This window comes from Croceibacterium sp. TMG7-5b_MA50 (assembly GCF_039830145.1).
In the GTDB taxonomy this organism is placed as follows: Bacteria; Pseudomonadota; Alphaproteobacteria; order Sphingomonadales; family Sphingomonadaceae; genus Croceibacterium.
In genome coordinates this window covers 1,999,133-2,022,284 of record NZ_CP156082.1, presented here as the reverse complement: position 1 = coordinate 2,022,284, position 23,152 = coordinate 1,999,133, and the positions used below count along the sequence as shown (strand labels likewise).

The 23,152-nt window shown below is 68.9% G+C and carries 29 protein-coding genes; 16 read left to right on the top strand and 13 right to left on the bottom strand.

The window, feature by feature from the left end:
• Positions 1–23: 23 nt before the first annotated feature.
• Positions 24–551 carry a hypothetical protein gene (locus tag V5740_RS09620; protein ID WP_347302265.1) on the bottom strand — a complete coding sequence of 176 codons (528 nt, stop codon included), beginning with the start codon at positions 549–551 and terminating at the stop codon, positions 24–26.
• Between the two features lie 5 nt (positions 552–556).
• Complete coding sequence (argB, locus tag V5740_RS09615; RefSeq protein WP_347302264.1) at positions 557–1,465, bottom strand: acetylglutamate kinase; 909 nt, start codon at positions 1,463–1,465, stop codon at positions 557–559.
• Between the two features lie 183 nt (positions 1,466–1,648).
• Here argB and V5740_RS09610 point away from each other — a divergent pair, with 183 nt between their 5' ends.
• The 3 genes from V5740_RS09610 (at position 1,649) to V5740_RS09600 (ending at position 4,689) form a co-directional block, all read left to right on the top strand.
• Positions 1,649–2,560 carry a hydrogen peroxide-inducible genes activator gene (locus tag V5740_RS09610; protein WP_347302263.1) on the top strand — a complete coding sequence of 304 codons (912 nt, stop codon included), beginning with the start codon at positions 1,649–1,651 and terminating at the stop codon, positions 2,558–2,560.
• 91 nt (positions 2,561–2,651) lie between these two features.
• Positions 2,652–3,431 (top strand): DUF1134 domain-containing protein, encoded by a 780-nt coding sequence (locus V5740_RS09605; RefSeq protein ID WP_347302262.1) that lies wholly within the window; start codon positions 2,652–2,654, stop codon positions 3,429–3,431.
• A 73-nt stretch (positions 3,432–3,504) separates the two neighbouring features.
• Positions 3,505–4,689, top strand: a complete 1,185-nt coding sequence (locus V5740_RS09600) for an aromatic amino acid transaminase (protein ID WP_347302261.1) — start codon at positions 3,505–3,507, stop codon at positions 4,687–4,689.
• Positions 4,690–4,734: 45 nt separating this feature from the next.
• On the opposite strand, the gene V5740_RS09595 is transcribed toward V5740_RS09600, so the two are convergent.
• Genes V5740_RS09595 through V5740_RS09570 form a run of 6 tightly spaced genes read right to left on the bottom strand, consistent with a single transcriptional unit; the run spans position 4,735 to position 8,582 of the window.
• Entirely contained in the window at positions 4,735–5,352 is a 618-nt protein-coding gene (locus tag V5740_RS09595; RefSeq protein ID WP_347302260.1) for a riboflavin synthase, read from the bottom strand.
• Positions 5,353–5,363: 11 nt separating this feature from the next.
• The gene (ribD, locus tag V5740_RS09590; protein ID WP_347304493.1) at positions 5,364–6,332 is read right to left on the bottom strand and encodes a bifunctional diaminohydroxyphosphoribosylaminopyrimidine deaminase/5-amino-6-(5-phosphoribosylamino)uracil reductase RibD; all 969 of its coding nucleotides are present in this window, start codon (positions 6,330–6,332) and stop codon (positions 5,364–5,366) included.
• Positions 6,322–6,753 (bottom strand): hypothetical protein, encoded by a 432-nt coding sequence (locus V5740_RS09585; RefSeq protein ID WP_347302259.1) that lies wholly within the window; start codon positions 6,751–6,753, stop codon positions 6,322–6,324. The genes ribD and V5740_RS09585 overlap by 11 nt, the downstream gene beginning before the upstream one ends.
• A 37-nt stretch (positions 6,754–6,790) precedes the next feature.
• Entirely contained in the window at positions 6,791–7,510 is a 720-nt protein-coding gene (locus V5740_RS09580) for a M48 family metallopeptidase (RefSeq protein ID WP_347302258.1), read from the bottom strand.
• The gene (locus V5740_RS09575; RefSeq protein ID WP_347302257.1) at positions 7,507–8,010 is read right to left on the bottom strand and encodes a YcgN family cysteine cluster protein; all 504 of its coding nucleotides are present in this window, start codon (positions 8,008–8,010) and stop codon (positions 7,507–7,509) included. Before V5740_RS09575 ends, V5740_RS09580 begins: the two co-directional genes overlap by 4 nt.
• Positions 7,998–8,582, bottom strand: coding sequence for an SCO family protein (locus V5740_RS09570; protein ID WP_347302256.1), 585 nt, complete (start codon positions 8,580–8,582; stop codon positions 7,998–8,000). The genes V5740_RS09575 and V5740_RS09570 overlap by 13 nt, the downstream gene beginning before the upstream one ends.
• A 99-nt stretch (positions 8,583–8,681) precedes the next feature.
• On the opposite strand from V5740_RS09570, the gene V5740_RS09565 reads away from it, so the two are divergent.
• Both V5740_RS09565 and V5740_RS09560 read left to right on the top strand, forming a co-directional pair.
• Positions 8,682–9,332: an ankyrin repeat domain-containing protein gene (locus V5740_RS09565; RefSeq protein ID WP_347302255.1), complete on the top strand. Its 651-nt coding sequence runs from the start codon at positions 8,682–8,684 to the stop codon at positions 9,330–9,332.
• Entirely contained in the window at positions 9,332–10,021 is a 690-nt protein-coding gene (locus tag V5740_RS09560; RefSeq protein ID WP_347302254.1) for a COQ9 family protein, read from the top strand. The genes V5740_RS09565 and V5740_RS09560 overlap by 1 nt, the downstream gene beginning before the upstream one ends.
• Before the next feature lie 18 nt (positions 10,022–10,039).
• Here the strand turns inward: V5740_RS09560 and V5740_RS09555 are convergent, their stop codons facing one another.
• The gene (locus V5740_RS09555) at positions 10,040–10,204 is read right to left on the bottom strand and encodes a hypothetical protein (RefSeq protein ID WP_347302253.1); all 165 of its coding nucleotides are present in this window, start codon (positions 10,202–10,204) and stop codon (positions 10,040–10,042) included.
• Between the two features lie 194 nt (positions 10,205–10,398).
• Between V5740_RS09555 and V5740_RS09550 the strand changes: the two genes are divergently transcribed.
• The 4 genes from V5740_RS09550 to V5740_RS09535 all read left to right on the top strand — a co-directional run bounded on the left by V5740_RS09550 (position 10,399) and on the right by V5740_RS09535 (position 14,250).
• A complete protein-coding gene (locus tag V5740_RS09550) occupies positions 10,399–10,650 on the top strand; it encodes a FeoA family protein (RefSeq protein ID WP_347304492.1) in 252 nt (83 codons plus the stop codon).
• The gene (locus tag V5740_RS09545) at positions 10,647–12,494 is read left to right on the top strand and encodes a ferrous iron transporter B (protein ID WP_347302252.1); all 1,848 of its coding nucleotides are present in this window, start codon (positions 10,647–10,649) and stop codon (positions 12,492–12,494) included. The genes V5740_RS09550 and V5740_RS09545 overlap by 4 nt, the downstream gene beginning before the upstream one ends.
• A 15-nt stretch (positions 12,495–12,509) precedes the next feature.
• A complete protein-coding gene (gene ssb, locus V5740_RS09540; protein WP_347302251.1) occupies positions 12,510–13,055 on the top strand; it encodes a single-stranded DNA-binding protein in 546 nt (181 codons plus the stop codon).
• An 85-nt stretch (positions 13,056–13,140) separates the two neighbouring features.
• Entirely contained in the window at positions 13,141–14,250 is a 1,110-nt protein-coding gene (locus V5740_RS09535) for a 5-methyltetrahydropteroyltriglutamate--homocysteine S-methyltransferase (protein WP_347302250.1), read from the top strand.
• 130 nt (positions 14,251–14,380) lie between these two features.
• Here V5740_RS09535 and V5740_RS09530 read toward each other — a convergent pair whose 3' ends face one another.
• The 3 genes from V5740_RS09530 to V5740_RS09520 are packed head-to-tail and all read right to left on the bottom strand — an operon-like array spanning position 14,381 to position 16,981.
• Positions 14,381–15,250 carry an amidohydrolase family protein gene (locus V5740_RS09530; RefSeq protein WP_347302249.1) on the bottom strand — a complete coding sequence of 290 codons (870 nt, stop codon included), beginning with the start codon at positions 15,248–15,250 and terminating at the stop codon, positions 14,381–14,383.
• Positions 15,243–16,304, bottom strand: a complete 1,062-nt coding sequence (locus V5740_RS09525; RefSeq protein ID WP_347304491.1) for a 4-oxalomesaconate tautomerase — start codon at positions 16,302–16,304, stop codon at positions 15,243–15,245. The genes V5740_RS09530 and V5740_RS09525 overlap by 8 nt, the downstream gene beginning before the upstream one ends.
• 2 nt (positions 16,305–16,306) lie before the next feature.
• On the bottom strand, positions 16,307–16,981 hold the full coding sequence (locus tag V5740_RS09520) for a 4-carboxy-4-hydroxy-2-oxoadipate aldolase/oxaloacetate decarboxylase (RefSeq protein ID WP_347302248.1): 675 nt from the start codon (positions 16,979–16,981) through the stop codon (positions 16,307–16,309).
• A 175-nt stretch (positions 16,982–17,156) separates the two neighbouring features.
• On the opposite strand from V5740_RS09520, the gene V5740_RS09515 reads away from it, so the two are divergent.
• Genes V5740_RS09515 through V5740_RS09485 form a run of 7 tightly spaced genes read left to right on the top strand, consistent with a single transcriptional unit; the run spans position 17,157 to position 22,550 of the window.
• Positions 17,157–17,945 (top strand): DUF1932 domain-containing protein, encoded by a 789-nt coding sequence (locus V5740_RS09515; protein ID WP_347302247.1) that lies wholly within the window; start codon positions 17,157–17,159, stop codon positions 17,943–17,945.
• Positions 17,942–18,967: an amidohydrolase family protein gene (locus tag V5740_RS09510; protein ID WP_347302246.1), complete on the top strand. Its 1,026-nt coding sequence runs from the start codon at positions 17,942–17,944 to the stop codon at positions 18,965–18,967. Before V5740_RS09515 ends, V5740_RS09510 begins: the two co-directional genes overlap by 4 nt.
• Entirely contained in the window at positions 18,964–19,269 is a 306-nt protein-coding gene (locus V5740_RS09505; RefSeq protein ID WP_347302245.1) for a DUF2218 domain-containing protein, read from the top strand. Before V5740_RS09510 ends, V5740_RS09505 begins: the two co-directional genes overlap by 4 nt.
• Positions 19,270–19,277: 8 nt before the next feature.
• On the top strand, positions 19,278–19,682 hold the full coding sequence (gene ligA / locus V5740_RS09500) for a protocatechuate 4,5-dioxygenase subunit alpha (RefSeq protein ID WP_347304490.1): 405 nt from the start codon (positions 19,278–19,280) through the stop codon (positions 19,680–19,682).
• A gap of 3 nt (positions 19,683–19,685) precedes the next feature.
• Positions 19,686–20,561, top strand: a complete 876-nt coding sequence (locus V5740_RS09495) for a class III extradiol dioxygenase subunit beta (RefSeq protein WP_347302244.1) — start codon at positions 19,686–19,688, stop codon at positions 20,559–20,561.
• 22 nt (positions 20,562–20,583) lie between these two features.
• The gene (locus tag V5740_RS09490; RefSeq protein ID WP_347302243.1) at positions 20,584–21,540 is read left to right on the top strand and encodes a Gfo/Idh/MocA family oxidoreductase; all 957 of its coding nucleotides are present in this window, start codon (positions 20,584–20,586) and stop codon (positions 21,538–21,540) included.
• Positions 21,537–22,550: an aldo/keto reductase gene (locus tag V5740_RS09485; protein ID WP_347302242.1), complete on the top strand. Its 1,014-nt coding sequence runs from the start codon at positions 21,537–21,539 to the stop codon at positions 22,548–22,550. Before V5740_RS09490 ends, V5740_RS09485 begins: the two co-directional genes overlap by 4 nt.
• Here V5740_RS09485 and V5740_RS09480 read toward each other — a convergent pair.
• Entirely contained in the window at positions 22,541–23,092 is a 552-nt protein-coding gene (locus V5740_RS09480; protein ID WP_347302241.1) for a hypothetical protein, read from the bottom strand. The two genes, V5740_RS09485 and V5740_RS09480, sit on opposite strands and share 10 nt — an antisense overlap.
• Positions 23,093–23,152 lie beyond the last annotated feature (60 nt).

The following is a 23,152-nucleotide window of genomic DNA, read 5'->3' as shown; positions in this document are numbered from 1 at the left end:
GGGCTGGCGCCAGGGTCTTGGCGTCAGGAGCGGGCGGACCGTTCCAGCGGCTCCACGAAGGTGGAGGAGCGGATCGTCCAGCGCAATTGTTCAGGCGTCGCGCCGTCCACGTCATTGACCCGGCGCAGCACGATCTCGCCCGTGACCGGCGGTTTGGCGCCATCGGCGGCGTCGGTCAGCGTGCCGGGTACGGTGCAATAGAGCGAGCCGGCGGCTCCCTCCTCGCCCGGCTGTCCCCAGGTGAAGCTCGGCCGCTCGTACCCCGCCAGCAGGCTGCGCAGCCGCTCGCCATCGATCACCGGATCGGCCCAGGCGAGGGCGGCGCCCGCGAACTGCCCGGCGGCCAACGCTTCGCCATAGAAGCGGACAACATCGATGCAGGTACGGCTGGAGAGCGCGGGGAAGTCCGCTACCTGTGGCGGCAACGTAACCGGAATGGCGAGCGGGTCGGAATGGGCGGCTTCCTCCATCGGGTTGTCGTCGGGCACCGGCGCCTCACCCCCACAAGCGGCGAGCAGCAGCGGGAGGGTGGCCAAGGCAAGGTGCTTCATGGCGCTTATGCCTCCCGCGCGGCGCGGATCAGCGTGCCCGCGCCGCGGCTGGTGAAGAATTCCAGCAGCATGGCATGGGGCACGCGGCCGTCCAGCACCACCGCCGCCTCGCACCCGGCGCTCACCGCGTGGACGCAGGTTTCCAGCTTCGGGATCATGCCGCCGCTGATCGCCCCTTCCGCCGTGAGGCGGCTGATGTCCGCCGGCGTCAGGTCGGTCACCAGCTGCTTGTTCGCGTCCAGCACGCCCGCCACGTCGGTCAACAGGAACAACCGCGCCGCACCCAGTGCCGCGGCCAGCGCGCCCGCCATGGTGTCGGCATTGATGTTGTACGTCTCCCCGTCCACGCCCGCGCCGATCGGGGCGACGATCGGGATCATGCCCGCTTGGCTGGCGGTTTCCAGGATGGTGGTGTCGACCTCGCACGGCTCCCCCACGAAGCCGAGGTCGATCGCCTGTTCGATCAGGCTGTCGGGATCGATGGAGGTGCGCGTCAGCTTGGCTGCAGTCACCAGGTTGCCGTCCTTGCCCGACAAGCCCAGCGCCTTGCCCCCGGCGCGCGCGATCCAGCCGACCAGTTCCTTGTTGATGGCGCCGGACAGGACCATCTCCGCCACTTCCGCCGTGGCGCGGTCGGTCACGCGCAGGCCGTCGATGAAGCGCGTCTCCACACCAAGCTTTTGCAGCATGGCGCCGATCTGCGGGCCGCCGCCATGCACGACCACCGGGTTGATGCCGACCGTCTTCAGCAGCACGATGTCATGCGCGAAGGCGCGCGCCATGGCGGGATCGCCCATCGCATGCCCGCCATACTTCACCACGAAGCTGCGCCCGGCATAGCGTTGCAGGTAAGGCAGCGCCTCGATCAGCACTTCCGCCTTGGCGAGGTTCTGCCGTTCCGTGTCAGCTTCCATGATCAGGAGCCTTAGCGTCTGCCTGCGGCACTGTCACCGCCTCGCGCCGCCCGATCGGCCCTGCAACCATGGCCGTCGACCCCGCTCTGCCGTCAACCGGGCGATTTGTCCCGTCGGTTGAGCAACTTGACCGCTTGTGGGTGGTTGCCAGCCGGTCATCCTATATGGTTATAAAGGCGAACGATGCCTACTCTGCGGCAACTGGAATACCTCGTCACCCTGGCCGACACACAATCCTTCGTGGAGGCGGCGCGGCTGGCGCAGGTGTCGCAACCCACGCTGAGCCAGCAGGTCCGCGCGCTGGAGGATCGGCTGGGGGTGCGGCTGCTGGACCGCGGGCCGATGGGCGCGGTGCTGACCCCCATCGGCCGTTCGATCGTCATCACTGCCCGCCGCATGCTGCGCGACGCGCGGGAGATCAGGGCGCTGGCGGACGATGCGCAGGACGCGCTGACCGGCACGCTGCGGCTGGGCACCACCTCCACCATCGGGCCCTACCTGCTGTCGCCGATCATCGCGGAACTGCACCGCGTCGCGCCCGGCCTGCGGCTGCATGTGCGCGAAGGCATTCCGGAAGACCACCTGCTGGGCCTGCCGCGCGGCACGATCGACGTCGTGCTGGGGCCGCTGCCGATGTCGGGCGACGCGCTGGAGGTGGAGCCGCTGGTGCGCGAGCCGCTGTACCTGGTCGCGGCGGCGGATCATCCACTGGCGAGCGGCGCGGAACTGCCGGCGGAGGCACTGGCGGGCGCCGCCATGCTGACGCTCGACCCCCGACACCACCTGTCGCAGCAGGTGACCGACATCGCCGCGGCCCACGACATGGTGGTCGTGCCCGATTATTACGGCACCAGCCTCGACAGCCTGCACCAGATGGTCGCCAGCGGCTTTGGCCTGACGGTCCTGCCCGGCCTGTACCTGCGCTCCCCGGCGGGTGGGCGGGAGGGACTGGCCGTGCTGAAGGTCACCGGGTGGCAGCGGCACCGCTCGCTCGCGCTCGCCTGGCGGCGGCAATCCAGCATGGACAGCGCGTTTCGCCTGATCGCCGAACATGTGCAGGCCTGTGCGGAGACGCTGCTGGCCGCAGCGGGGTAGCTTTCGCGGACAAGAATGTTCAGGGCGGCTTAACGGCCGGGCGGCTTTGATGCTGCCGGTTCATGAAATCACCGGGATGGGTACAGGTCCGATGCTTGCAAATTCGATCCTTCGCGGGCGGCCATGGGGCGCCGTCCTGGCGCTGGCGGCCCTGCTGGTCGCGCCACTGCCCGCCGCGGCGCAAGGCGTGACCACGATTGATCCCGATGCCGCGATCGACGGCGATCTGGACGGCAACGCGGCCCCGCCGCCCGCCTACAATGGCGGGGAACTGGCGCCGGCCGACGGCACGGTGCCGACGCCTCCGGTGCAGCAGCCGCCGGCCACCACGGTCGATCCCTACGCCGCGCCTGCCGCTGCCGCGCCACGGGCAGCCGCCGATCCGGCCGACACCTATCAGGAAGACGACCTGATCGGCGCGGCCGAAGGGCTGTTCGGCCAGGGTGCGGAAGGGCTCGCCCGGATGATGCAGGACATCCTGAAGAAGCAGGGCCAGCCCAACGCCTACATCGTCGGGCGGGAGGCAAGCGCCGCCTTCATCGTCGGCGCGCGCTATGGCTCGGGCAAGCTGTTCCACAAGGTGGAGGGGGAGCGTGACGTATACTGGACCGGCCCGTCCGTCGGGTTCGACGCGGGCGCGAATGCCGGCAATACCTTCGTGCTCGTCTACAACCTGTTCGACACGGACGAACTGTATGGTCGCTTCCCGGCGGGCGAGGGGCAGGCCTATTTCGTGGGCGGCTTCACCGCGTCCTACCTGCGCAAGGGGAACACGGTGCTGATCCCGATCCGCGTCGGTGCGGGCCTGCGGGCCGGGGTCAATGTCGGCTACATGAAATTTACCGAGGATCAGACCTGGGTGCCGTTCTGATGGCGTGCGGCGGCGCCATCACGCAATAAAGCGGTTGCCCACGACGTTTGCGGGGGGCATGGGCGCACCCGCTATGCTGAACCGTCTGACTCAACAACCGCCCGATGCGCTGCTGGCGCTGATCAAGCTGTACGACGCCGATCCCGCGCCCGACAAGATCGACCTCGGCGTGGGCGTGTTCCGCACGGAAAGCGGCGCGACGCCGGTGTTCGGCGCGATCAAGGCGGCGGAACGCCTGCTGGTGGAGCGGCAGGACAGCAAGTCCTATCTCGGCCCGGAAGGCGACATGGGCTTCGTCCACCGGCTGATGCCCTATATCTTCGGCGACCGGCACGACAGCCCGCTGCTGGGCGGCATGCAGACGCCGGGCGGCACCGGCGCTGTGCGGCTGGCGCTGGCGCTGGCGAAGCGGGCCGGCGTGACGCGGGTGCTGATGGGCACGCCGTCCTGGCCTAACCACGCGCAAATCGTGGCCGACCTCGGCCTGGAACTGGTCGCCTTCAACCATGCCACGCCCGACGGCGTCGCCGATGTGGACGCATTGCTGGCGGCGCTGGGCGATGCTGGAGAGGGCGCCGCGGTGCTGCTGCACGGCTGCTGCCACAACCCGACCGGTGTGGACTACACGCCCGCGGAATGGGACCGGATCGTCGCGGCGCTGGCCGCCGGCACCGTGCTGCCGATCGTCGACCTCGCCTATCAGGGGCTGGGCGCCGGCATGGAGGAGGACGCCTACGGCGCCCGCGCCGTGCTCGCCGCCGTGGCGGAGGCGCTGGTCGCCTATAGTTGCGACAAGAATTTCGGCCTCTATCGCGACCGTGTCGGCGCGCTCTACTGGCAGGGGGAGGATGCGGACAGCGTCACCCGCACCACCAGCAACGGCTATGCCCTGGCGCGCGCCGCGTGGTCCATGCCGCCCGATCACGGCGCCGCCGCCGTGCGGCTGGTGCTGGAGGACGAGGCGCTGACCGCCGACTGGCTGGCGGAGCTGGAGGGTATGCGCGATCGCATCCGCAGCGTGCGGCAGGCGCTGGCCGCGCATGGCACGGCCGGATCGCTCGACCTCACCCCCTATGGCCGGCAGCAGGGCATGTTTGCCATGCTGCCGCTGACCCCGGCTGAGATCGCCGCGCTCCGGGCCGATCACTCGATCTACATGGCGGGCAGTGGACGGATCAACATCGCCGGGCTGACGCCGGGCAACATCGACAAGTTCACCGGCGCGTTGGCGGCGGTGACGCAGACGGTGGTCGCATAAGGCTGAAAGGTATCGTCCCGGCGCAGGTCGGGACGATATGCGCGATCAACGCCGCAGCAGTTCCAGCCGGCGCAGATAGCGGGCGACGGTGTCGATCTCCAGATTGACGGTGTCGCCCGCCGCCAGCGGACCCAGCGTGGTCACCTCCCCGGTATGCGGGATGATGTTGAGCGTGAAGTCGGCCGCGCCGTCCGGCAGGTCCGTCACCGCATTCACCGTCAGCGATACGCCATCGACACAGATCGAACCCTTGGGCGCGATGAACGGCGCGAGGTCGGCAGGCGCGCGCAGCGTCAGCACGGTGGAACCGCCCACCGGCTCCGCCGCGATCACCTGGCCCGTTGCATCGACATGGCCGGACACGATGTGACCGCCCAGTTCATCGCCCACGCGCAGCGACGGCTCCAGGTTCAGCCGGCGGCCTTGCGTCCACATGCCGGGCGCGGTGCGGCTGACCGTTTCCGCCGACAGGTCCACCGCGAACCACGCGTCGCCCGCCACGCCGCCCCGGTCCACCACCGTCAGGCACACGCCCCCACAGGCGATGGATGCGCCGATGGCGATGCCGGCGGGGTCCCACGGACAGGTGATGACGAGGCGCAGGTCGCCCTGCTGCTCTGCCTGGGCGATGGTGCCGATGGCGGTGACGATGCCGGTGAACATGGGCGGGGGCCTTAGCGTGTGCGGGTATAGATTTCGAGGGTGTCGGGCGTGAAGTGGCGCCGGTCGGCCAGCGCCCAGCGGTCGTGCGCCTGCCACAGCCCGGCAAGCCCCAGATCGGCCAGCGCCGGCAACCCACCGCCCAGCAGCACCGGCGCGCGGTACAGCAGCAGCCGGTCCACCAGATCGGCGCGCAGGAAGGCGGCGGCAGCCTCCGCCCCGCCTTCCACGAACAGATATTGCACGTCCGGCAGATCGTGGATCGCGGCCGGGTCGGGCAGGGCGGTCCAGCCGTCCGGCACAGCCTGCCGGGTCAGCACCAGCCGTCGCGGTGCGCGATCTTCAAGGCCCGGCAGGCGCACGTCCAGCTTCGGCGCATCGGCGCGCAGCGTGCCGCCGCCGACCAGGATGGCATCGGCGCGTGCCCGTTCCCGATGGGCATGCGCGCGGGCGACCGGCCCGGTGATCCACCGGCTGGTGCCGTCCGCCAGCGCGATACACCCGTCGAGCGAGGTGGCGAGCTTCAGCGTCACGTGCGGCCGACCCAGCGCGGCGCGCGCCAGATAGCCGGAAAGGCTGGCCGCGGCTGCCGGGTCGCCGCAGCTTTGCGCCGTGATGCCGGCCGCGCGCAGCCGTGCCTTGCCCCGTCCGGCGGTGCGCGTGTCGGGATCGGTGACACCCGCCACCACGCGTGCGACGCCGGCTGCCGCCAGCAGGTCGGCACAGGCGGGACCGCGTTCGGAGGCGTGAGCACAGGGCTCCAGCGTGACGTAGCAGGTCGCGCCCTTCGCCAGCGCGCCAGCCTCGGCCAGCGCCATCGCTTCAGCATGGGGGCGCCCGCCCGCCTGCGTCCAGCCACGGCCCACGACCCGTTCATCAGCCACCAGCAGCGCGCCGACCGCCGGGTTGGGCCGGCTCAGCGGTCGGCCACGCTCCGCCAGGGCGGCGGCGGCGGCGAGCCAGCGCTGGTCGTCAGTTGGCAGGGGCGGCGCCCGTGGCGGCTTCGCTGGCCCGCGCCGCGGCGGCGGCTTCGTCGGCGGCGATCTTGCGCTCCATCTCGTCCACGTCGAGGAAGGTCGCGCGGCCCAGTTCGCGGTACAGGTTCTTGCGGATCTCCTCCCGCTTCGCCAGCCGGGCGGCGATCTCGTCCTGCCGCTGCTGGTTGGCGAGGTTGCTGGCCGCAATCTCCGCATCGCTGCGGTCGGCGGCGTAGCTGGTGATCCACGTCACCTCCGGCGGGCGCGGTTCGATCCGCTGGCTCTTGGGCACGAACATCATGCCGATGAAGAAGGTCGCGGCGACCGACACGCCCAGCACCTTCCACCGGTGCGGGGCGGGTTGGCGCCATTCATGTGCAAAATCTTCCACCGCACGGCGCGGCGAGATGCGTCGCCAGAAGCTCATATGTCGGCAGATAGGGGCTGCGGCGGCGAAGCGCCAGTCACCCGAAGGCTGCGTACAGCGTGCGCCCATGCGCCTTCAGCCAGGCATCGGCGGCGGGAAGGTCGCCGTCATACAGCCGATGCAGCGCCGCATGGAATGCCGGCGAGTGGTCGAAGTGCAAGAGATGCGCGACCTCGTGCGCGACCACGGACCGGCGGACCTGATCGGGCGCCTGCACCAGCCGCCAGTTGATGCGGACCGTGCCGCCGGTGGAACAACTGCCCCACCGCCGCTGCGCGCGCGACAGCCGCAGGGCGGGCACCGGCACGCCCGCGCGGGCGCAATAATGCGCCAGATCCGCCGTCAGCAGCCGCTCCGCCTCCGCGCCCAGCCAGCGCGCCAGCCGCAGGGCAAGCGTATCGGCCGGCCCGCCGCAACGCACGGCATCGTCCGTCAGGCGCACGCTGCGCGGATGGGCGGGGTGCCAGTCGATCGGCAGCGCCGCTCCACGCAGCAGCAGCGTACCGCCCGGCACCGGCGGGGCGTGGCGCGGCACGCGGGCGAGCTGCTGCTGCAGCCAGCCCTGCCGGCTGCGGGCAAAGGCGGCGGCATCTGTGGCGGAAACCCAGCGGGGCACGGTGACGCGCACCTCCGACCCGTCGGGCGCCAGGCGCATGGTCAGGCGGGTGGCTCGCTGCAGGTGGCGGACCACCAGCGGCAGCTCCCGATCACCCAGCGTGATGGTGGATGGCGGCGCGCGGCGCAGCCAGTCGATCATCGAACGAAGAACACGGGCGTGCCGTCCTCCTCGTCCTCTTCCCAATCATCGTCGTCCTCGCCGCCGTTCCAGTCCACGATGTGCTGTTCCAGCGGGCCGGCATCGTCCTCCCCGATCACGCGCCCGGCCACGCTGGCGCCGGCGGCGTGCATCGCGGCATCTCCGCCGGTCAGCAACGGGTGCCAGTCCGGCAGCGGGTCACCATCAGCGCGCAGGCGGTAGGCGCAGGTCGGCGGCAGCCAGGCGAGCCGGCCGACCAGATCGGCGGTGAGGCGGATGCAGTCGGGCACGAAGGCGCGGCGGTTGCGATAGTCGCGGCAGCGCCCGGTACCGGTGTCGAGCAGCCGACAGGCGACGTTCGTCTCGATGACGGCGCCGGAATCCTCATCCTCCAGCTTGTGCAGGCAGCACCGGCCGCACCCGTCGCACAGCGCCTCCCACTCGGGGCGCGTCAGCTTGGTGAGCGGCAGCTCCCAGAAGCGCGGCCTCAGCTCACCCATCGGTCCAGCTCCTCCGCCACGGCTTCCGGGCTGCGTTCGGCCGGCAGCAGCGCGATCGGCTTGCCGTCAGGACCGAACAGGTATGCCGCGCGGCTGTGATCCATCAGGTAGCCGCCGCCCGCGCTTTGATCCCCCTTCTGATAATAGACGGCAAAGGCCTTCGCCACGTCGGCGATCTGCTGCGGCGTGCCGGTCAGGCCCAGCAGGTCGGGGCTGAACGCATCGGTGAACTCGGCCACCACGGCAGGTGTATCGCGCGCGGGATCGATGGTGATGAACAGCGGCTGCACCCTGGCGGCGAGGTCGGGGTGCCGATCCGTGAAAGCGCCGAACCCCCTCATCAGGAAACTGACGTCGTTGGGGCAGACATCGGGGCAATAGGCATAACCGAAATAGACAATGCGGTACTTGCCGGCGAAATCGTCCCACCGGACGGTCTGCCCATCCTCCCCCGTCAACTGGAACGGGCCGCCGATCATGGCACCTGCCAGGGGCGGTTCCTCGGCACCCCCGCCACAGGCTGACAACAGCAGCGCGGCAGGCAGCAGGGCGGTCATGGCGGTACGGTTCATGCTCTGCTAACACCCGGCAAACAAGGGACACATCAAGGGTTGCGGGCAGCGGATGGGCGACCATCTCGTGCTGCCATGAGGACACGGAGATAGAGTGTGATGCGCGCGGTGAACAGGGTGGCGATGGTGACACGGGGCGTGCTGGCGACGGCGCTGCTGGTGCCCGGCGGCGTGGCGCTGACCAGCCTGCCGGCCGCGGCGCAAAATTATTCCCCGGGCTACCAGTTCCTGGAAGCCGTCAAGAAGAAGGACGGCACCAAGGTGATCGAGATGCTGGCTGGCCCGGGCGGGTCGACCATCATCAATTCGCGGGACATCACGGACGGGCACAATGCGTTGCACATCGCGGTGGACCGGCGGGACGTGACTTGGATCAACTTCCTGACGGCGCGGGGCGCCAATGCCAACATGGCGAACAATCGCGGGGTGACGCCGCTGTTGCGCGCCGTGCAGATCGGCTTCGACGAAGGCGTCGCGGCGCTGGTGCGCGCGGGCGCGCGCGTCGATGAGCAGAATACGGCTGGGGAAACCCCGCTGATGTCCGCGGTCCACCAACGCGACACCGGGCTGATGCGCACCCTGCTGCAGGCGGGCGCCGACCCAGACCGGGTGGACAATTCCGGCCGCTCCGCCCGCGATTACGCGGAGCTTGACGGCAACAACAGCGTCACGCTGGCGGAGATCGAGCGCAGCGCGAAGCCGCCGGAGGAGCGGGAGGGCGCCCGCGCATCCTACGGGCCGAGCTTCTGATGGACGGTGCCGGGGCGATGACGGTGATCGACACCACTTCCATGGCGGAGATGACGCTGGACGAGCTTGCCGTGGCGCTCGCCCCGCTGATCGCCGACATGGCCGCGTTCGACGGATGGAGCGACGTGGCGCTGGTGTCGGCGGCGGAGATGGCCGGTGTCGATCTGGCGGTGGCGCGGCTCGCCTACCCCGGTGGGGCGATCGACATGATCGGCGGCTGGATCGCCTCCATCGACGTGGCGATGCAGGCTGCCTTCCCGGCGGAGACCCTGGCGGCAATGAAGGTGCGCGAGCGAATCCGCGCCCTGGTGCTGTTCCGGCTGCAGGCGGCCGGCCACCAGCGGGAGGCGCTGCGTCGGGCGATCGCCGTCCAGGCCCTGCCGCAGAATGCCGCGCGCTCGCTGAAAGCCGGCTGGAACAGCGCGGACCTGATGTGGCGCATGGCGGGCGACACCGCCACGGACTATAACTACTATACGAAGCGGACGACGCTGCTGGCCGTCTATGGCAGCACGCTGGCCGTGTTCGTGAACGACGACAGCGATGAACAGGCGGAAACGCGCGCGTTCCTGGATCGGCGGCTGGACGGGGTGATGCGGTTCGAGAAGATCAAGGCGCAACTGCTGCGCCCGCGCGAGCGTTTCGATCCGGTGCGTTTTCTAGGGCGGTTGCGGTATCCTGCGCGATAGGGGCGTCGACGATCGCCCTTACAGGATCGGGATCAGGATCGCCGACCAGCCAAGCACACACAGGCCGGCGATCACGCCGAGTCGGGTCAGGCCCGACCATTGCCCGGGTTTGCCATGCATCGCACCGATCAGATCAGGCTTGGGATCATAACGGGTGGCAGTGACGGTACGGGGCGCGCTCATGGCGTTCTCTAAACCTTTGCTAACAAGCATCCTTCTCTAACCTAAACGTTAGATTAACCATTTGGTTGCACAAGATGGCGCAACAAAATTTCTGACGATAGGCGTTTGCTGCGAGCCGGTTGCAGGAAGCGACCGCCTGTGCCACGCGCCACCGGCACATGGACAGTTCTGCGCCCCCCATCGCTCGTGACTCCCTGACGCTCGACCTGCTGCCGCGTGAACAGCCCGCGCGCATCACCGCGGTCGATTGGGCTGCGTTCGTGCCGGAGGAGGCGAAGCGCCTCCGCGCGTTGGGGGTGGAGCCGGGCGCCACGATCAGCGTGGCGCATCGCGGCATCTTCGCCGGGGCTGATCCGCTGGCCCTGCGAATTGGGCGCATGGTGGTGGCGCTGCGCCGCGCACATGCTTGCGCGATCACCGTGTCGCGCGACGGGGCGGGGGCATGAGCGTGCCGCTCACCATCGCGCTGGTCGGCAATCCCAATGCGGGCAAGAGCGCGCTGTTCAACGCCCTGACCGGCGCGCGCCAGAAGATCGCGAACTATCCGGGCGTCACCGTGGAGCGCAAGGCGGGTCGGCTGGTGCTGCCCAGCGGCGAACCTGCCGAACTGCTCGACCTGCCCGGCAGCTACGCGCTCGATGCCGCCAGCCCGGACGAGGAGGTGACCCGCCGCGTCGTGCTGGGCGAACAGCCGGGGCAGGCGCAGCCGCAGGTGCTGGTGATCGTGCTGGACGCCGCCAATCTGGAACAGCACCTGGTCTTCGCGCAGGAGGTGATCGCCCTTGGCCGCCCGACCGTCGTGGCGCTGAACATGATCGACATGGCGGAACGCGACGGGCTGGTGCTGGACCCTGCCGCCCTCGCCACGGCATTGGGCGTGCCGGTCGTGCCGACCGTCGCCGTGCGCCGCCGCGGGCTGGAGGAACTGGTCGCCGCGCTCGACGTGGCGCGCAGCCGCCCGGCCGAACCGCGCGCCGACGTGCGGGAGCTTGGCGCGACGGAGCGGCGCCTCGCCGCGCGGATGATGGCGGGCCGTGCGGTGCTGGCGGAAAGCGGGGCGCACCGCCTGCATACCCGGCTGGACCGGCTGCTGCTGAATCCCTGGGCCGGGCCGGCCATCCTGTTCGCCCTGCTGTTCGTGATGTTCCAGGCGGTGTTCGCCTGGGCGACGCCCTTCGCCGACGGGCTGGAGGGGGCGGTCGGCTGGCTTTCCACGCAGGCTGAGGCGGTGTTGCCGGCCGGCCTGCCGCGCGACCTGCTGACGCAAGGGGTGCTGGCGGGCGTGGGATCGGTGGTCGTGTTCCTACCGCAGATCGTGATCCTGTTCGCCTTCATCCTGCTGATGGAACAGTCCGGCTACATGGCGCGGGCCGCCTTCATCATGGACCGGCTGATGGCGGGCGTGGGCCTGTCGGGCCGCAGCTTCATTCCGCTGCTGTCATCCTTCGCCTGCGCCATCCCCGGCATCATGGCGACGCGGGCGATCGCCGATCCCAAGGACCGACTGACCACCATCATGATTGCCCCGCTGATGACCTGTTCGGCGCGCCTGCCGGTCTATGCCGTCATCATCGCCGCGTTCATCCCGGCGCGCAGCGTAGGGCCGGGCATCGGGCTTCAGGGCCTGGTGCTGTTCGCGCTGTATGTGGCCGGCATCGTCGGCGCGCTGCTGGTGGCGTGGGTCATGCGCCGCAGCGTGGCGAAGGGTGGCGCCAGCGGCTTCATCATGGAACTGCCGCGATACCAGTGGCCATCGCTGCGCGACATCACCATCGGCCTGTGGCAGCGCGCGTGGATCTTCCTGCGGCGGGCAGGCACGATCATCTTCACCGTCACGGTCGCGCTGTGGCTGCTGCTGAGCTTCCCCCAGGCCGCGCCGGGGGAGGATCAGGTGGACGCCAGCATCGCCGGGCACATCGCCAACGGCCTTGCCGTGGTGGTGGAACCGATCGGCTTCAACCGCGACATGGCACTGGCGCTGATCCCCGCGATGGCCGCGCGCGAAGTGGCGGTCTCCTCCCTCGCCACCACCTACGCCGTCGCGGCGGAGGACGAGGATGCGGCGGCGATCGCGCTTGAAGGGCAACTGGCGGCACGCTGGACCCTGCCGATGGCGCTGGCCTTCCTGGCGTGGTTCGTGTTCGCGCCGCAATGCTTGTCCACAATCGCGGTCGCCCGGCGGGAGACCAACGGGTGGAAGTGGCCGCTGGTGATGCTAATCTACCTGTTCGTGCTCGCCTACATGGCGGCCGGCGTCACTTACTGGCTGGCGGTCGCTGCCGGCCTCTGATCCAAGGGAAGAACAATGGCGGGCAGCCTCAACAAGGTCATGCTGATCGGCAATCTGGGGCAGGACCCGGAAGTGCGCAGCTTCCAGAACGGCGGCAAGGTGTGCAACCTGCGCATCGCCACCACCGAAAACTGGAAGGACCAGTCGGGCCAGCGGCAGGAACGCACCGAATGGCACACCGTGGCGATCTTCTCCGAAGGGCTGGTCAGCGTCGCCGAACGCTTCCTGCGCAAGGGCAGCAAGGTATTCGTCGAAGGGCAGTTGCAGACCCGCAAGTGGCAGGACCAGTCGGGCAATGATCGCTACTCGACGGAGATCGTGCTGCGCGGCTTCAATGGCACGCTGACCATGCTGGACGGGCCGGGCGGCGGCCAGGGCGGTAGCGGCGGCGGCGGTGGTGGCCAGCGTTCCGGCGGCGGCGATTACGGCCGCGGCGGGGGCGGGGGCGGCGGATCGTCCGGTCGCGGCGGCAGCCAGGGCGGCGAATGGGGCCAGACCTCCGGCAGTGGGGGCGGCAGCAGCGGCGGCTATGACGATCTGGACGACGACATCCCGTTCTGATCCCCCGGCCTGACCGGCCATCCCGGTTGCACGGGGCGCGGTCGCCTGCTTATGGCGCGCGCTTCACGTCAACCGGGTGCCCATCATGACCAAGCTGCCTTCCCGTGCCGACCACGTCGGCTCCTTCCTGCGTCCGCGTTCCGTGATCGAGGCGCGCGATGGCCGCGCCGCGGGAACGACCGATGCCGCCGCCCTGCGGGAGGTGGAGGATGCCGCCATCGCCGACCTGGTGCGCTGGCAGGAAGGGCTTGGCCTGCAGGCGATCACCGACGGGGAATACCGCCGCTACTTCTTCCACACCGACTTCCTGCTGCAACTGGACGGGGTCGAGGAACAGGGCGGCATGGCCAAGGCGTTCAAGAACGACGCGGGCAAGGACGTCCACTTCGCCCCGCCCAAGATGGTCGTCACCGGCAAGGTCGCGCACCGCGCACCGATCCAGCTGGCCGACTTCACCTATCTGGCCGGGCAGACCACGCGCACGCCTAAGGTGACGATCCCCAGCCCCACCATGCTGCATTTCCGCGCCGGGCGGGACGGCATCCCGGCCGATGTGTACCCGGATATGGAGGACTTCTACGCCGACGTCGCCGCCGCCTACCGGGCGGAGGTGGACAGTCTGGCGGCGGCGGGTTGCCGCTACATCCAGATGGACGACACCAACCTCGCCTATCTGTGCGACGACAGCCAGCGGGCGGATGCGCGCGCGCGCGGGATCGACCCGGACGCGACGCCCCGCCGCTACGCCCAGCTCATCAATGACAGCTTCGCCTCCGCGCCGGCCGACATGATCCGCGCCGTCCACCTGTGCCGCGGCAATTTCCGCAGCAGCTGGGCCGCGGAGGGCGGGTACGAACCAGTGGCGGAGATCATGTTCAACGAGCTGGCGATCGACGCCTTCTTCCTGGAATATGACGATCCGCGTTCCGGCGACTTCGCACCACTGCGCTTCCTGCCCAAGGGCAAGACGGTGGTGCTGGGCCTCGTCACCACGAAGCTGGGCGAGCTGGAGAACCGGGACGACGTGCTGCGCCGGATCGAGGAGGCCGCCAAGTTCACCGATATCGACAATCTGGCGCTCAGCCCGCAATGCGGCTTCGCCTCCACGGTGCATGGCAACGACATCAGCGTGGAACAGCAGGCCGCCAAGATCCGCCTGGTGGTGGACGTCGCGGCGGAGGTGTGGGGCCGCTGAACGGGGAGCGGGGCGGCGCCTGGACAAGGCCCGCCCCGCAAGACCACCTGACCGGCTGGGTGGGTCGGAAATTGCCGCCCAGATGGTTCAATTATAATAATTGTTGCGGGGCGTGCTGGTTCCGGCGGCGTCAATTCGCCCAGTAGAGCCGGTGTGGATTGTCGACCAGCAGCTTCCCCTGCAACTCCGCCGTGGGGGCGATGCGCGGGATCATGTCCACCAGATGCCCGTCATCGGGAATCCGGTCCTGCATGTTGGGGTGCGGCCAGTCCGTGCCCCAGATGCAGCGATCGGGATAATCCTCCACCAGCGGGCGCACCGCGGCGGTGAAGGCGTCCCACGGGTCGCCCGTGGGGTCCAGCCGGTCGGGACAGGTCGGCTTGAAATGGATGTCGGGCCGGCTGTCGAGCAGGCGGCGGAACGCCAGCATGTCGGGGCCGTCCGGTCCCTGCGTCACGTCCGGCCGCCCCATATGGTCGACGACGATCGGCACCGGGATCGCGTCCATGAACGGGCGCAGCTCCTCCAGGATGTCGGCCTCGAAATAGATCACGACGTGCCAGCCGGCGGGCAGGCGGCCGCTGACCTCCAGGAACTTGTCCTTGGGCGCGTTGTCGACCAGCCGCTTCAGGAAGTTGAAGCGGATGCCCCGCATGCCGCCATCGTGCAGTGCGTGCAGCTCCGCCTCGTCGATCGCCGGATCGACCACGGCGACACCGCGCGCCTTGCCGTCGGACCGGGCGATGGCGTCCAGCGTGGCGGCATTGTCAGTGCCATGGCAGCTCGCCTGCACGATGACGTTGCGTGAAAAGCCCAGGTGATCGCGCAGCGCGAACAGCATGTCCGGCCCGGCATCTTCGGGCAGGTACTTCGCCTTGGGACTGAACGGGAAGCGTGCCTGCGGGCCGAACACATGGCAATGCGCGTCCACCGCGCCGGGCGGCGGCACGAAGCCGGGCTTCGACGGTTCGGCGTGCCAGCTGGTAATGCGATCAGGCATAGACAATTCCATCCATCAGCTTGCGCGCGGTGCGAAGCAGGGCGGCACTGGTGACGGCGCCGCCTTCGTCCACCTCCAGCACACAGGTCATCTCCCCGGTCGGATGCTCGATGGAGAGCGACTTCCTCGCGCCGTCGGGCACCTCGGCGACCTCCGCCGCGGGGCTGCCGTCCAGCAGGCAGGCCGTGGCGACGGTCACCGCGCCCAGCACGCCGATCGTGGCATGGGCGCGTTTGGGGATGAAGCTGCGCACCGTCACCGCGCCGCCATGCTGCGGGGGCGCGACCAGCATCATCTTGGGCACCGACTTGTCCGCCACATCGCCCAGGTTCATCCGCTCGCCTGCGGCCAAGCGGATCGCCTCGATCCGCTGGCGCACCGGCGCAAGCGCATCACTTTCCAGTTCCTCGCGCGTCTCGGTGCCGGTGGCGCCCACGTCCGCCGCCCTGAAGACGATGCAGGGCATGCCGTTGTCGATCAGCGTGCAGGCGACGCCCTCGATCACGTCCACCGCATTGCCGGTCGGCAGCAAGGCCCCGCAGCTCGATCCGGCGGTATCGCGGAACTCCAGCGGCACCGGCGCGTGACTGCCCGGCACGCCGTCGATGCGGGCATCCCCGGCGTAAGTCACCACACCGTCCGGCGTCTGCACCGTGGCGATGGCGGTCTGCCCGCTATTGTCCATGTGGATGGCGACGCGGGTCTCGTCCCTTGTGGCCGCGACCAGCCCGCGCTCAATGGCGAAGGGGCCCACGCCCGCCAGCATGTTGCCGCAGTTCTGCTGGTCGCTGACCAGCGCCTGATCCACGAAGACCTGCAGGAACAGGTAATCGACGTCCACGCCCTCGCGCTCCGACCGGCTGACCACCGCGACCTTGCTGGTCAGCGGGTCGGCCCCCCCCATGCCGTCGATCTGCCGCGGATCGGGGCTGCCCATGATGGCGAGCAGGAAGGCGTCGCGTTCGCCCGCGTCCGCCGGCAGGTCGGATGCGAGAAAGAACGCCCCCTTGGACGTGCCCCCGCGCATCCACATGACGGGTGCCTCGCGCGCCATCGTCAGACCCACTTCAGCCCCATGTCGGTGAGCTTCTGGCGGAAGCCGTACATGTCCAGGCCCAGCTCGCCGCTGGCCAGCCGCTGGCGCTTGGCTTCCTCGTTTGCCTCGCGCGCCTGTGCCTTGGCCAGCACGTCGGCGGCATCCTCCCGCCGCACCACGCATACGCCGTCGTCGTCGGCCACGATCACGTCGCCGGGCCGGATGAACGCGCCCGCGCACACCACGTCCACATTGACGCTGCCGAGGCTGGCCTTGATCGTGCCTTGCGCGAAGACCCGCTTGGCCCAGACGGGGAAGCCCATCTCGGTCAGGTCACGCACATCGCGGATGCCCGCATCGATGATCAGGCCGCGCACCCCGCGCGCCTGCGCGCTGGTCGCCAGCAGGTCCCCGAAATAGCCGTCCTCGCACGGAGAGGTCGGCGCGATCACCAGCACGTCGCCTTCCCGGCATTGCTCGATCGCGGCATGGACCATGTAATTGTCGCCCGGCGGGACGGAGATGGTGACGGCCGACGCGCCGATCCGCGCACCGGCATAGATCGGCCGCATATAGCTGGCGAGCAGACCGATCCGCCCCTGCGCCTCGTGTACGGTGGCGACGCCGCATGCGCCCAGCGCGGCGACGATCCCGGCGTCCGCGCGTTCGATGTTCTGGACAACGACACCTGCCACCGGCGACTCTCCTGCCTTGTTGCTTATGCAATGCGGGGTGGACCCGCCCGGGGTCTCACGTCAAGCCGGTTTTGCTATACGCTAATGCAATATCTTGTAAGCCGCTTCGGCTTTGAGTAGAGTGGCGCAAAGAGAGAGGATAACGAGTCTGGCATCCCCATCACCCTATCCGCGCGTGACGCTGATCGGCTTCGGCGAGGCCGGTTCCCGCTTTGCCCGCGTCGGCGGCTGGGCGGGGCAGGCGCGGGGCTGGGACCTGCTGCCCGCGCGGCGCGCGCTGATGCCGTCGCTCGGCATGGCGCCGGCCGACGATCCGGGTGAGGCGCTGTCCGGGGCGGAGATCGTGCTGTCGCTGGTGACCGCGGACGGCGCGCTGGACGCGGCGCGCGATTACGCCGCCCTGTTGCCGGCGGGCGCGCTGTGGTGCGACATGAACTCCGTCGCGCCCGCGACCAAGCAGGCGGCCGCCGCCGCGGTAGAGGCGGCGGGCGGGGCCTATGTCGATGTCTCGGTCATGGCGCCCGTGGGGCATGACCTGGCCGTGCCGCTGCTGCTGGCCGGGCCCGCAGCAGGCCGGGCCGATGCACTGCTGGCGCGGCTCGGCTTCACCCGCCGGCGGATCGTGGGCGACGCGGTCGGCCGTGCCTCCGCGATCAAGATGATCCGTTCCGTCATGGTGAAGGGGCTCGAGGCACTTAGCCACGAATGCGCTGCCGCCGCCGACGCGGCCGGCGTGTTCGAGGAGGTGATGACCTCGCTCGACGCATCGGAGAAGCCGCTGCCCTGGGCGGAGCGGATCGCCTACAACCGGGAGCGGATGGCGACGCACGGCCTGCGCCGCGCGGCGGAGATGGAGGAGGCCGCGCGCACACTGGCGGACCTGGGCGTGGAGCCGGTGATGACCGGCGGCACCGTCCGGCTGCAGCGGCGCGCCGGCGCGAGCAAGGGATCGCAACCCGCATGACGCTGATCATCGACTGCCACGGCCACTACACCGTCCTGCCCAAGGCGCATGACGAATGGCGCGTGGCGCAGAAGGCCGCGTTCAAGGCGGGCGAGGCGCCGCCGCCTTATCCCGAGATCACCGATGACGAGATCCGCCGGACGATCGAGGACAACCAGCTCCGCCTGATCCGCGAACGCGGCGCCGACCTCACCATCTTCTCCCCCCGCGCCAGCGCGATGGAACCGCATGTCGGCGACCAGGCCGTGGCCGCCGAATGGGCGCGGCGCTGCAACGACCTGATCTGGCGCGTGACGCAGCTGTTCCCCGACACTTTCGTCGGCGGCTGCATGCTGCCGCAGAGCCCGGGTGCCGACCTGTCCGAAAGCGTCACCGAACTGTGCCGCTGCGTGACGGAACTGGGCTTCGTCGTGTGCAACCTCAATCCCGATCCTGGCGGCGGCTACTTCGACCATCCGCCGCTGACCGATCCGTATTGGTTCCCGATCTACGAGGCGATGGTGGAGCTGGACGTGCCGGCGATGATCCACGTCTCGGGCAGCTGCAACCCGGCGATGCACGCGACCGGCGGCTATTACCTGGCGGCGGACACCGTCGCCTTCATGCAATTGCTGCAGGGCGACCTCTTCAGCCGCTTCCCGACCTTGCGCTTCATCATTCCCCACGGCGGCGGCGCGGTGCCGTATCACTGGGGCCGATATCGCGGCCTGGCCGACATGCTGAAGCAGCCGCCGCTGGCCGATCACCTGATGAACAACGTGTTCTTCGACACCTGCGTCTACCACCAGCCGGGCATCGACCTGCTGGCCAAGGTGATCGCGACCAAGAACATCCTGTTCGGCAGCGAGATGGTCGGCGCGGTGCGCGGCATCGACCCCGAGACCGGCCAGTATTTCGACGACACGAAGCGCTACGTCGACGCGCTCGACATCCCGGCGGCGGACAAGCACGCCATTTTTGAAGCGAATGTCCGCCGGGTCTACCCTCGGCTGGACGCGCTGCTGACGGCGCGCGGGCTGTGACGGGGTTTGTCGCCACCGGCTTCGCCCCGTGCACGCAACCGGCGCGCTACCTGCAGCAATTGGTGAAGCATTGGGGTCACAAGATGGCCGCCAGCTGGGATGGGGAGGGGCAGGTCGCCGCCTTCCCCTTCGCCGAGCACGACAATGCGGTGATGACCGCACAGAGTGACGGCATCGCCATCACGCTGGTGACGGGCGATGCCGACCGCAACGAACAATTGCGCGGCGTGATCGAGCGGCACCTGGACCGCTTCGCTTTCCGCGAGGCGCCGCTTCAGTACACCTGGGAGAGCAAGCCGTGACACAGACCATGCCGCGCGACGTGGCGGCCTACCTCGCCGAATTCGACGACATTCCCGGCACCCGCGTCTACACCGCCCGCCGCGCGCGGCAGGGATACCACCTGAACCAGTTCGCCATGAGCCTGATGAAGGAGGACAACCGCACCCGCTTCCTGGCCGACCAGCGCGCCTATCTCGACGAATGGCAGCTCTCGGACGAGATCAAGCAGGCGGTGATCGACCGCGACTACAACCGCCTGCTGGACCTTGGCGGCAACATCTACTTCCTGGCCAAGCTGTTCTCGACCGACCGGCTGAGCTTCCAGGATGCGGTCAGCACCATGACGGGCATGACCAAGGAGGAATATTTCCAGATGATGGTGGGCGGCGGCCGCTCCCCGCATGGGCAGCGTTCGATCAAGGGGCAGTACTGAACCATGGCACGCATTACCCACGGCATCGCCACCAGCCACATCCCCGCGATCGGCGCGATGATCGACCAAGGCCGCACGGACGAGCCGTATTGGCGGCCGATCTTCGCCGGCTACGACTGGACCAAGCAATATGTCGCGCAGGAGCGGCCCGACGTCGTGATCCTGGTCTATAACGACCACGCATCCGCCTTCGACATGAAGATCATCCCCACCTTCGCCATCGGCTGTGCGGAGGAATACCGTCCCGCCGACGAGGGCTGGGGCCCGCGCCCGGTGCCGCCGGTGCCCGGCCATGCCGACCTTGCCTGGCATATCGCGCAAAGCTGCATCCTGGACGAATTCGACATCACCATCATCAACGAGATGGAGGTGGACCACGGCCTGACCGTGCCATTGGACGTGATCTTCGACAGCGCGGACAACCGCACGCCGGACAAGTGGCCGGTGAAGGTCGTGCCGGTCGCGGTCAACGTCGTCACCTATCCCCCGCCGTCCGGCAATCGCTGCTGGATGCTGGGGGAGGCGATCGCCCGCGCGGTGGAAAGCTATCCGGAGGATCTGAACATCCACATCTGGGGCACTGGCGGCATGAGCCACCAGCTGCAGGGCCCGCGCGCCGGCCTGATCAACAAGGAATGGGACCAGAACTTCCTGGACCTGATGACCAGCGACCCGGAAAAGCTGCGCACGATCGAGCATATCGAATATCTGCGCGAGACCGGCAGCGAGGGGATCGAGATGGTCATGTGGCTGATCATGCGCGGCGCGCTGCAGGGCACCGTCACCGAACTGCACCGCCATTACCATGTCCCCTGTTCCAACACGGCGCTGGGCCACCTGGTGCTGAAGAACGAGGTGGCGGACACCCCCGTCGCCTGAACCCCCACACAGGAGTACCCCCATGCGTATCGCCCTTGTCGGCGCCGGCGCCTTTGGCGAAAAGCATCTCGATGGCCTCAGGAACATCGACGGGGTGACGATCGCCTCCGTCATCTCTCGCCGCGCCGAGCAGGCGGCGGAGGTCGCCGCGAAGTACGGCGCGGTCCATTCGGGCACCGAGCTGGCAGAGGCGCTGGCGCTGCCCGAAGTCGACGCCGTGATCCTGTGCACTCCCACGCAGATGCACGCCGAACAGGCGATCCAGTGCATGGAGGCGGGCAAGCACGTGCAGGTGGAAATTCCCCTGTCCGACAGCTGGGGCGATGCGCAGGCGGTGGCGGACAAGGCGCAGGCGACCGGCCTCACCTGCATGGTCGGCCACACCCGGCGCTTCAATCCCAGCCATCAATACGTCCATAACCGCATCGTCGCGGGCGAGTTCGCCGTGCAGCAGATGGACGTGCAGACCTACTTCTTCCGCCGCAAGAACATGAATGCCAAGGGGCAGCCGCGTTCGTGGACCGACCACCTGCTGTGGCACCACGCCGCGCATACGATCGACCTGTTCGCCTATCAGGCGGGCCGCATCGTAGCCGCCAATGCCATGCAGGGGCCCCGGCATCCGGACCTCGGCATCGCGATGGACATGTCGATCCAGCTGAAGGCCGAAAGCGGGGCGATCTGCACCCTGTCGCTGTCGTTCAACAATGACGGCCCGCTCGGCACCTTCTTCCGCTATATCGGCGACACCGCCACCTACATCGCCCGCTACGACGATCTGGTGACGGGCAAGGAAGAGCCGGTGGACCTCACCGACGTGGCCGTATCGAACAACGGCATCGAACTGCAGGACCGCGAATTCGTCGCCGCGATCCGGGAAGGGCGCCAGCCGAACTCCTCGGTGGAACAGGTGCTCGATTGCTACCGCGTGATCGGCGACCTGGCCCGCCAGCTGGAAGGGCAGGACGGCTGGTCGTGACGACCAAGCGCCTGCTCGCCGGTCGGCCGGTCCATTCGGTGGGCCTTGGCTGCATGAACCTGTCCTGGGCCTACGGTTCCCCGCCGGATGAGGACGGCAAGGTCCGCCTGCTGAACCGCGCACTGGACCTCGGCTACGATCACCTCGACACCGCCAACATCTATGGCGGCGGCGCGAACGAGGAGCTGCTGGCCCGCGCAATCATGCACCGCCGAGGCGAGTTCCTGTTGGCGAGCAAGACCGGCATCGTGGTCGATGGTGCCCGGCGCGCGATCGACTGCAGCCCGGCAGCAATGACCCGCTCGCTGGAGGACAGCCTCAAGCGGCTCGGCACCGACCACATCGACCTGTTCTACATGCACCGGTTCGATCCGAAAGTGCCGGTCGCCGACATGGTAGGCGCGTTGGCCGACGCGATCGCTGCGGGAAAGATCGGCGCCTATGGCGTGTCCGAATGGGGCGCGGCCCACATTCGGGAGGCGCATGGCGTGCACCCCATGGCGGCGGTGCAGACCGAATATTCGCTGTGGACCCGCAACGTCGAACTCGCGGTGAAGGACACCTGTGCCGATCTCGGCATCGCGCTGGTCGCGTTCAGCCCGGTGGGCCGCGGCGCGCTGGGCGGCGAACTGACCGACCCATCCACGCTGGACCCCAAGGACCTGCGCCACACCATGCCGCGCTTCTCCGCGGAGAACTGGCCGGAGAACCTGCGGCTGGTGCAGGGCTTCGCGGCGCTCGCGGCGGAGGCACGGGTGACGCCCGCGCAACTGGCGCTGCACTGGCTGCTGCGGCAGGGCGGTCACGTCCACGCGATCCCCGGCACCACCAGCCTGACGCACCTCTCCGACAATTACGCCGCGCCGGCGGTAACCGTGTCGGAGGAGGTGCTGGCGGAAGCCGGCGTGCTCATCAACCAGGCCACCGTCCGTGGCCACCGCTATGGCGAAGGCATCCGGGCGACGATCGATACCGAGGAGTTCGCCGACATGTCGGGCGCCTACGCCTGAGCGGGCCCGCTCGCGCCAGGGCAGGCCACGTTCCAGTCAAGCGGCCGGATCAGGCGCGCGGCCCCGCTCGGCACGCGTTCGATCATGATCCGGGCACAGGTACCCGCCGGCTCGATCCGACCGAACGTCGCCGCATCGATGTCGATCTCGAAGTTCCCCGGTTGCAACGGATTCGCCACAGTCGCCGTGTGATATCGCTTCCGGGGGAACTTGCGTCCTTCCCGCCGGTCGGTCGTCAGCACCTTGACGACGACCTGCTCCATCGTCGTTCCCTGCCGGAACGCGAAGGCTTCCTGCAGGCGGCTGCCGGCATTTGCCATTCCGTAGCCCAGGAGCAACGGGATCATGACAATCAGCGAGATGCGGCCCAGCGTCTGACGCCGAACGTTGGGCAACCGGCCAATACGCAGCGCCGCCCATAATCCGGCTGCGGCGCCGAACAGGCCCAGCGGCCAGTCGAGGTCCGGCCCAGGCGCCAGCAGCAATGGCGTCGGGTCGTTGAACAGGAAGATCGTGCCAATGCCGACCAGCGACACCAGCATGGCGGCGATGGTCGGCAAATCAGTGGTCGTACGGGTTACGACAGCGCCGTCACCTGCCGG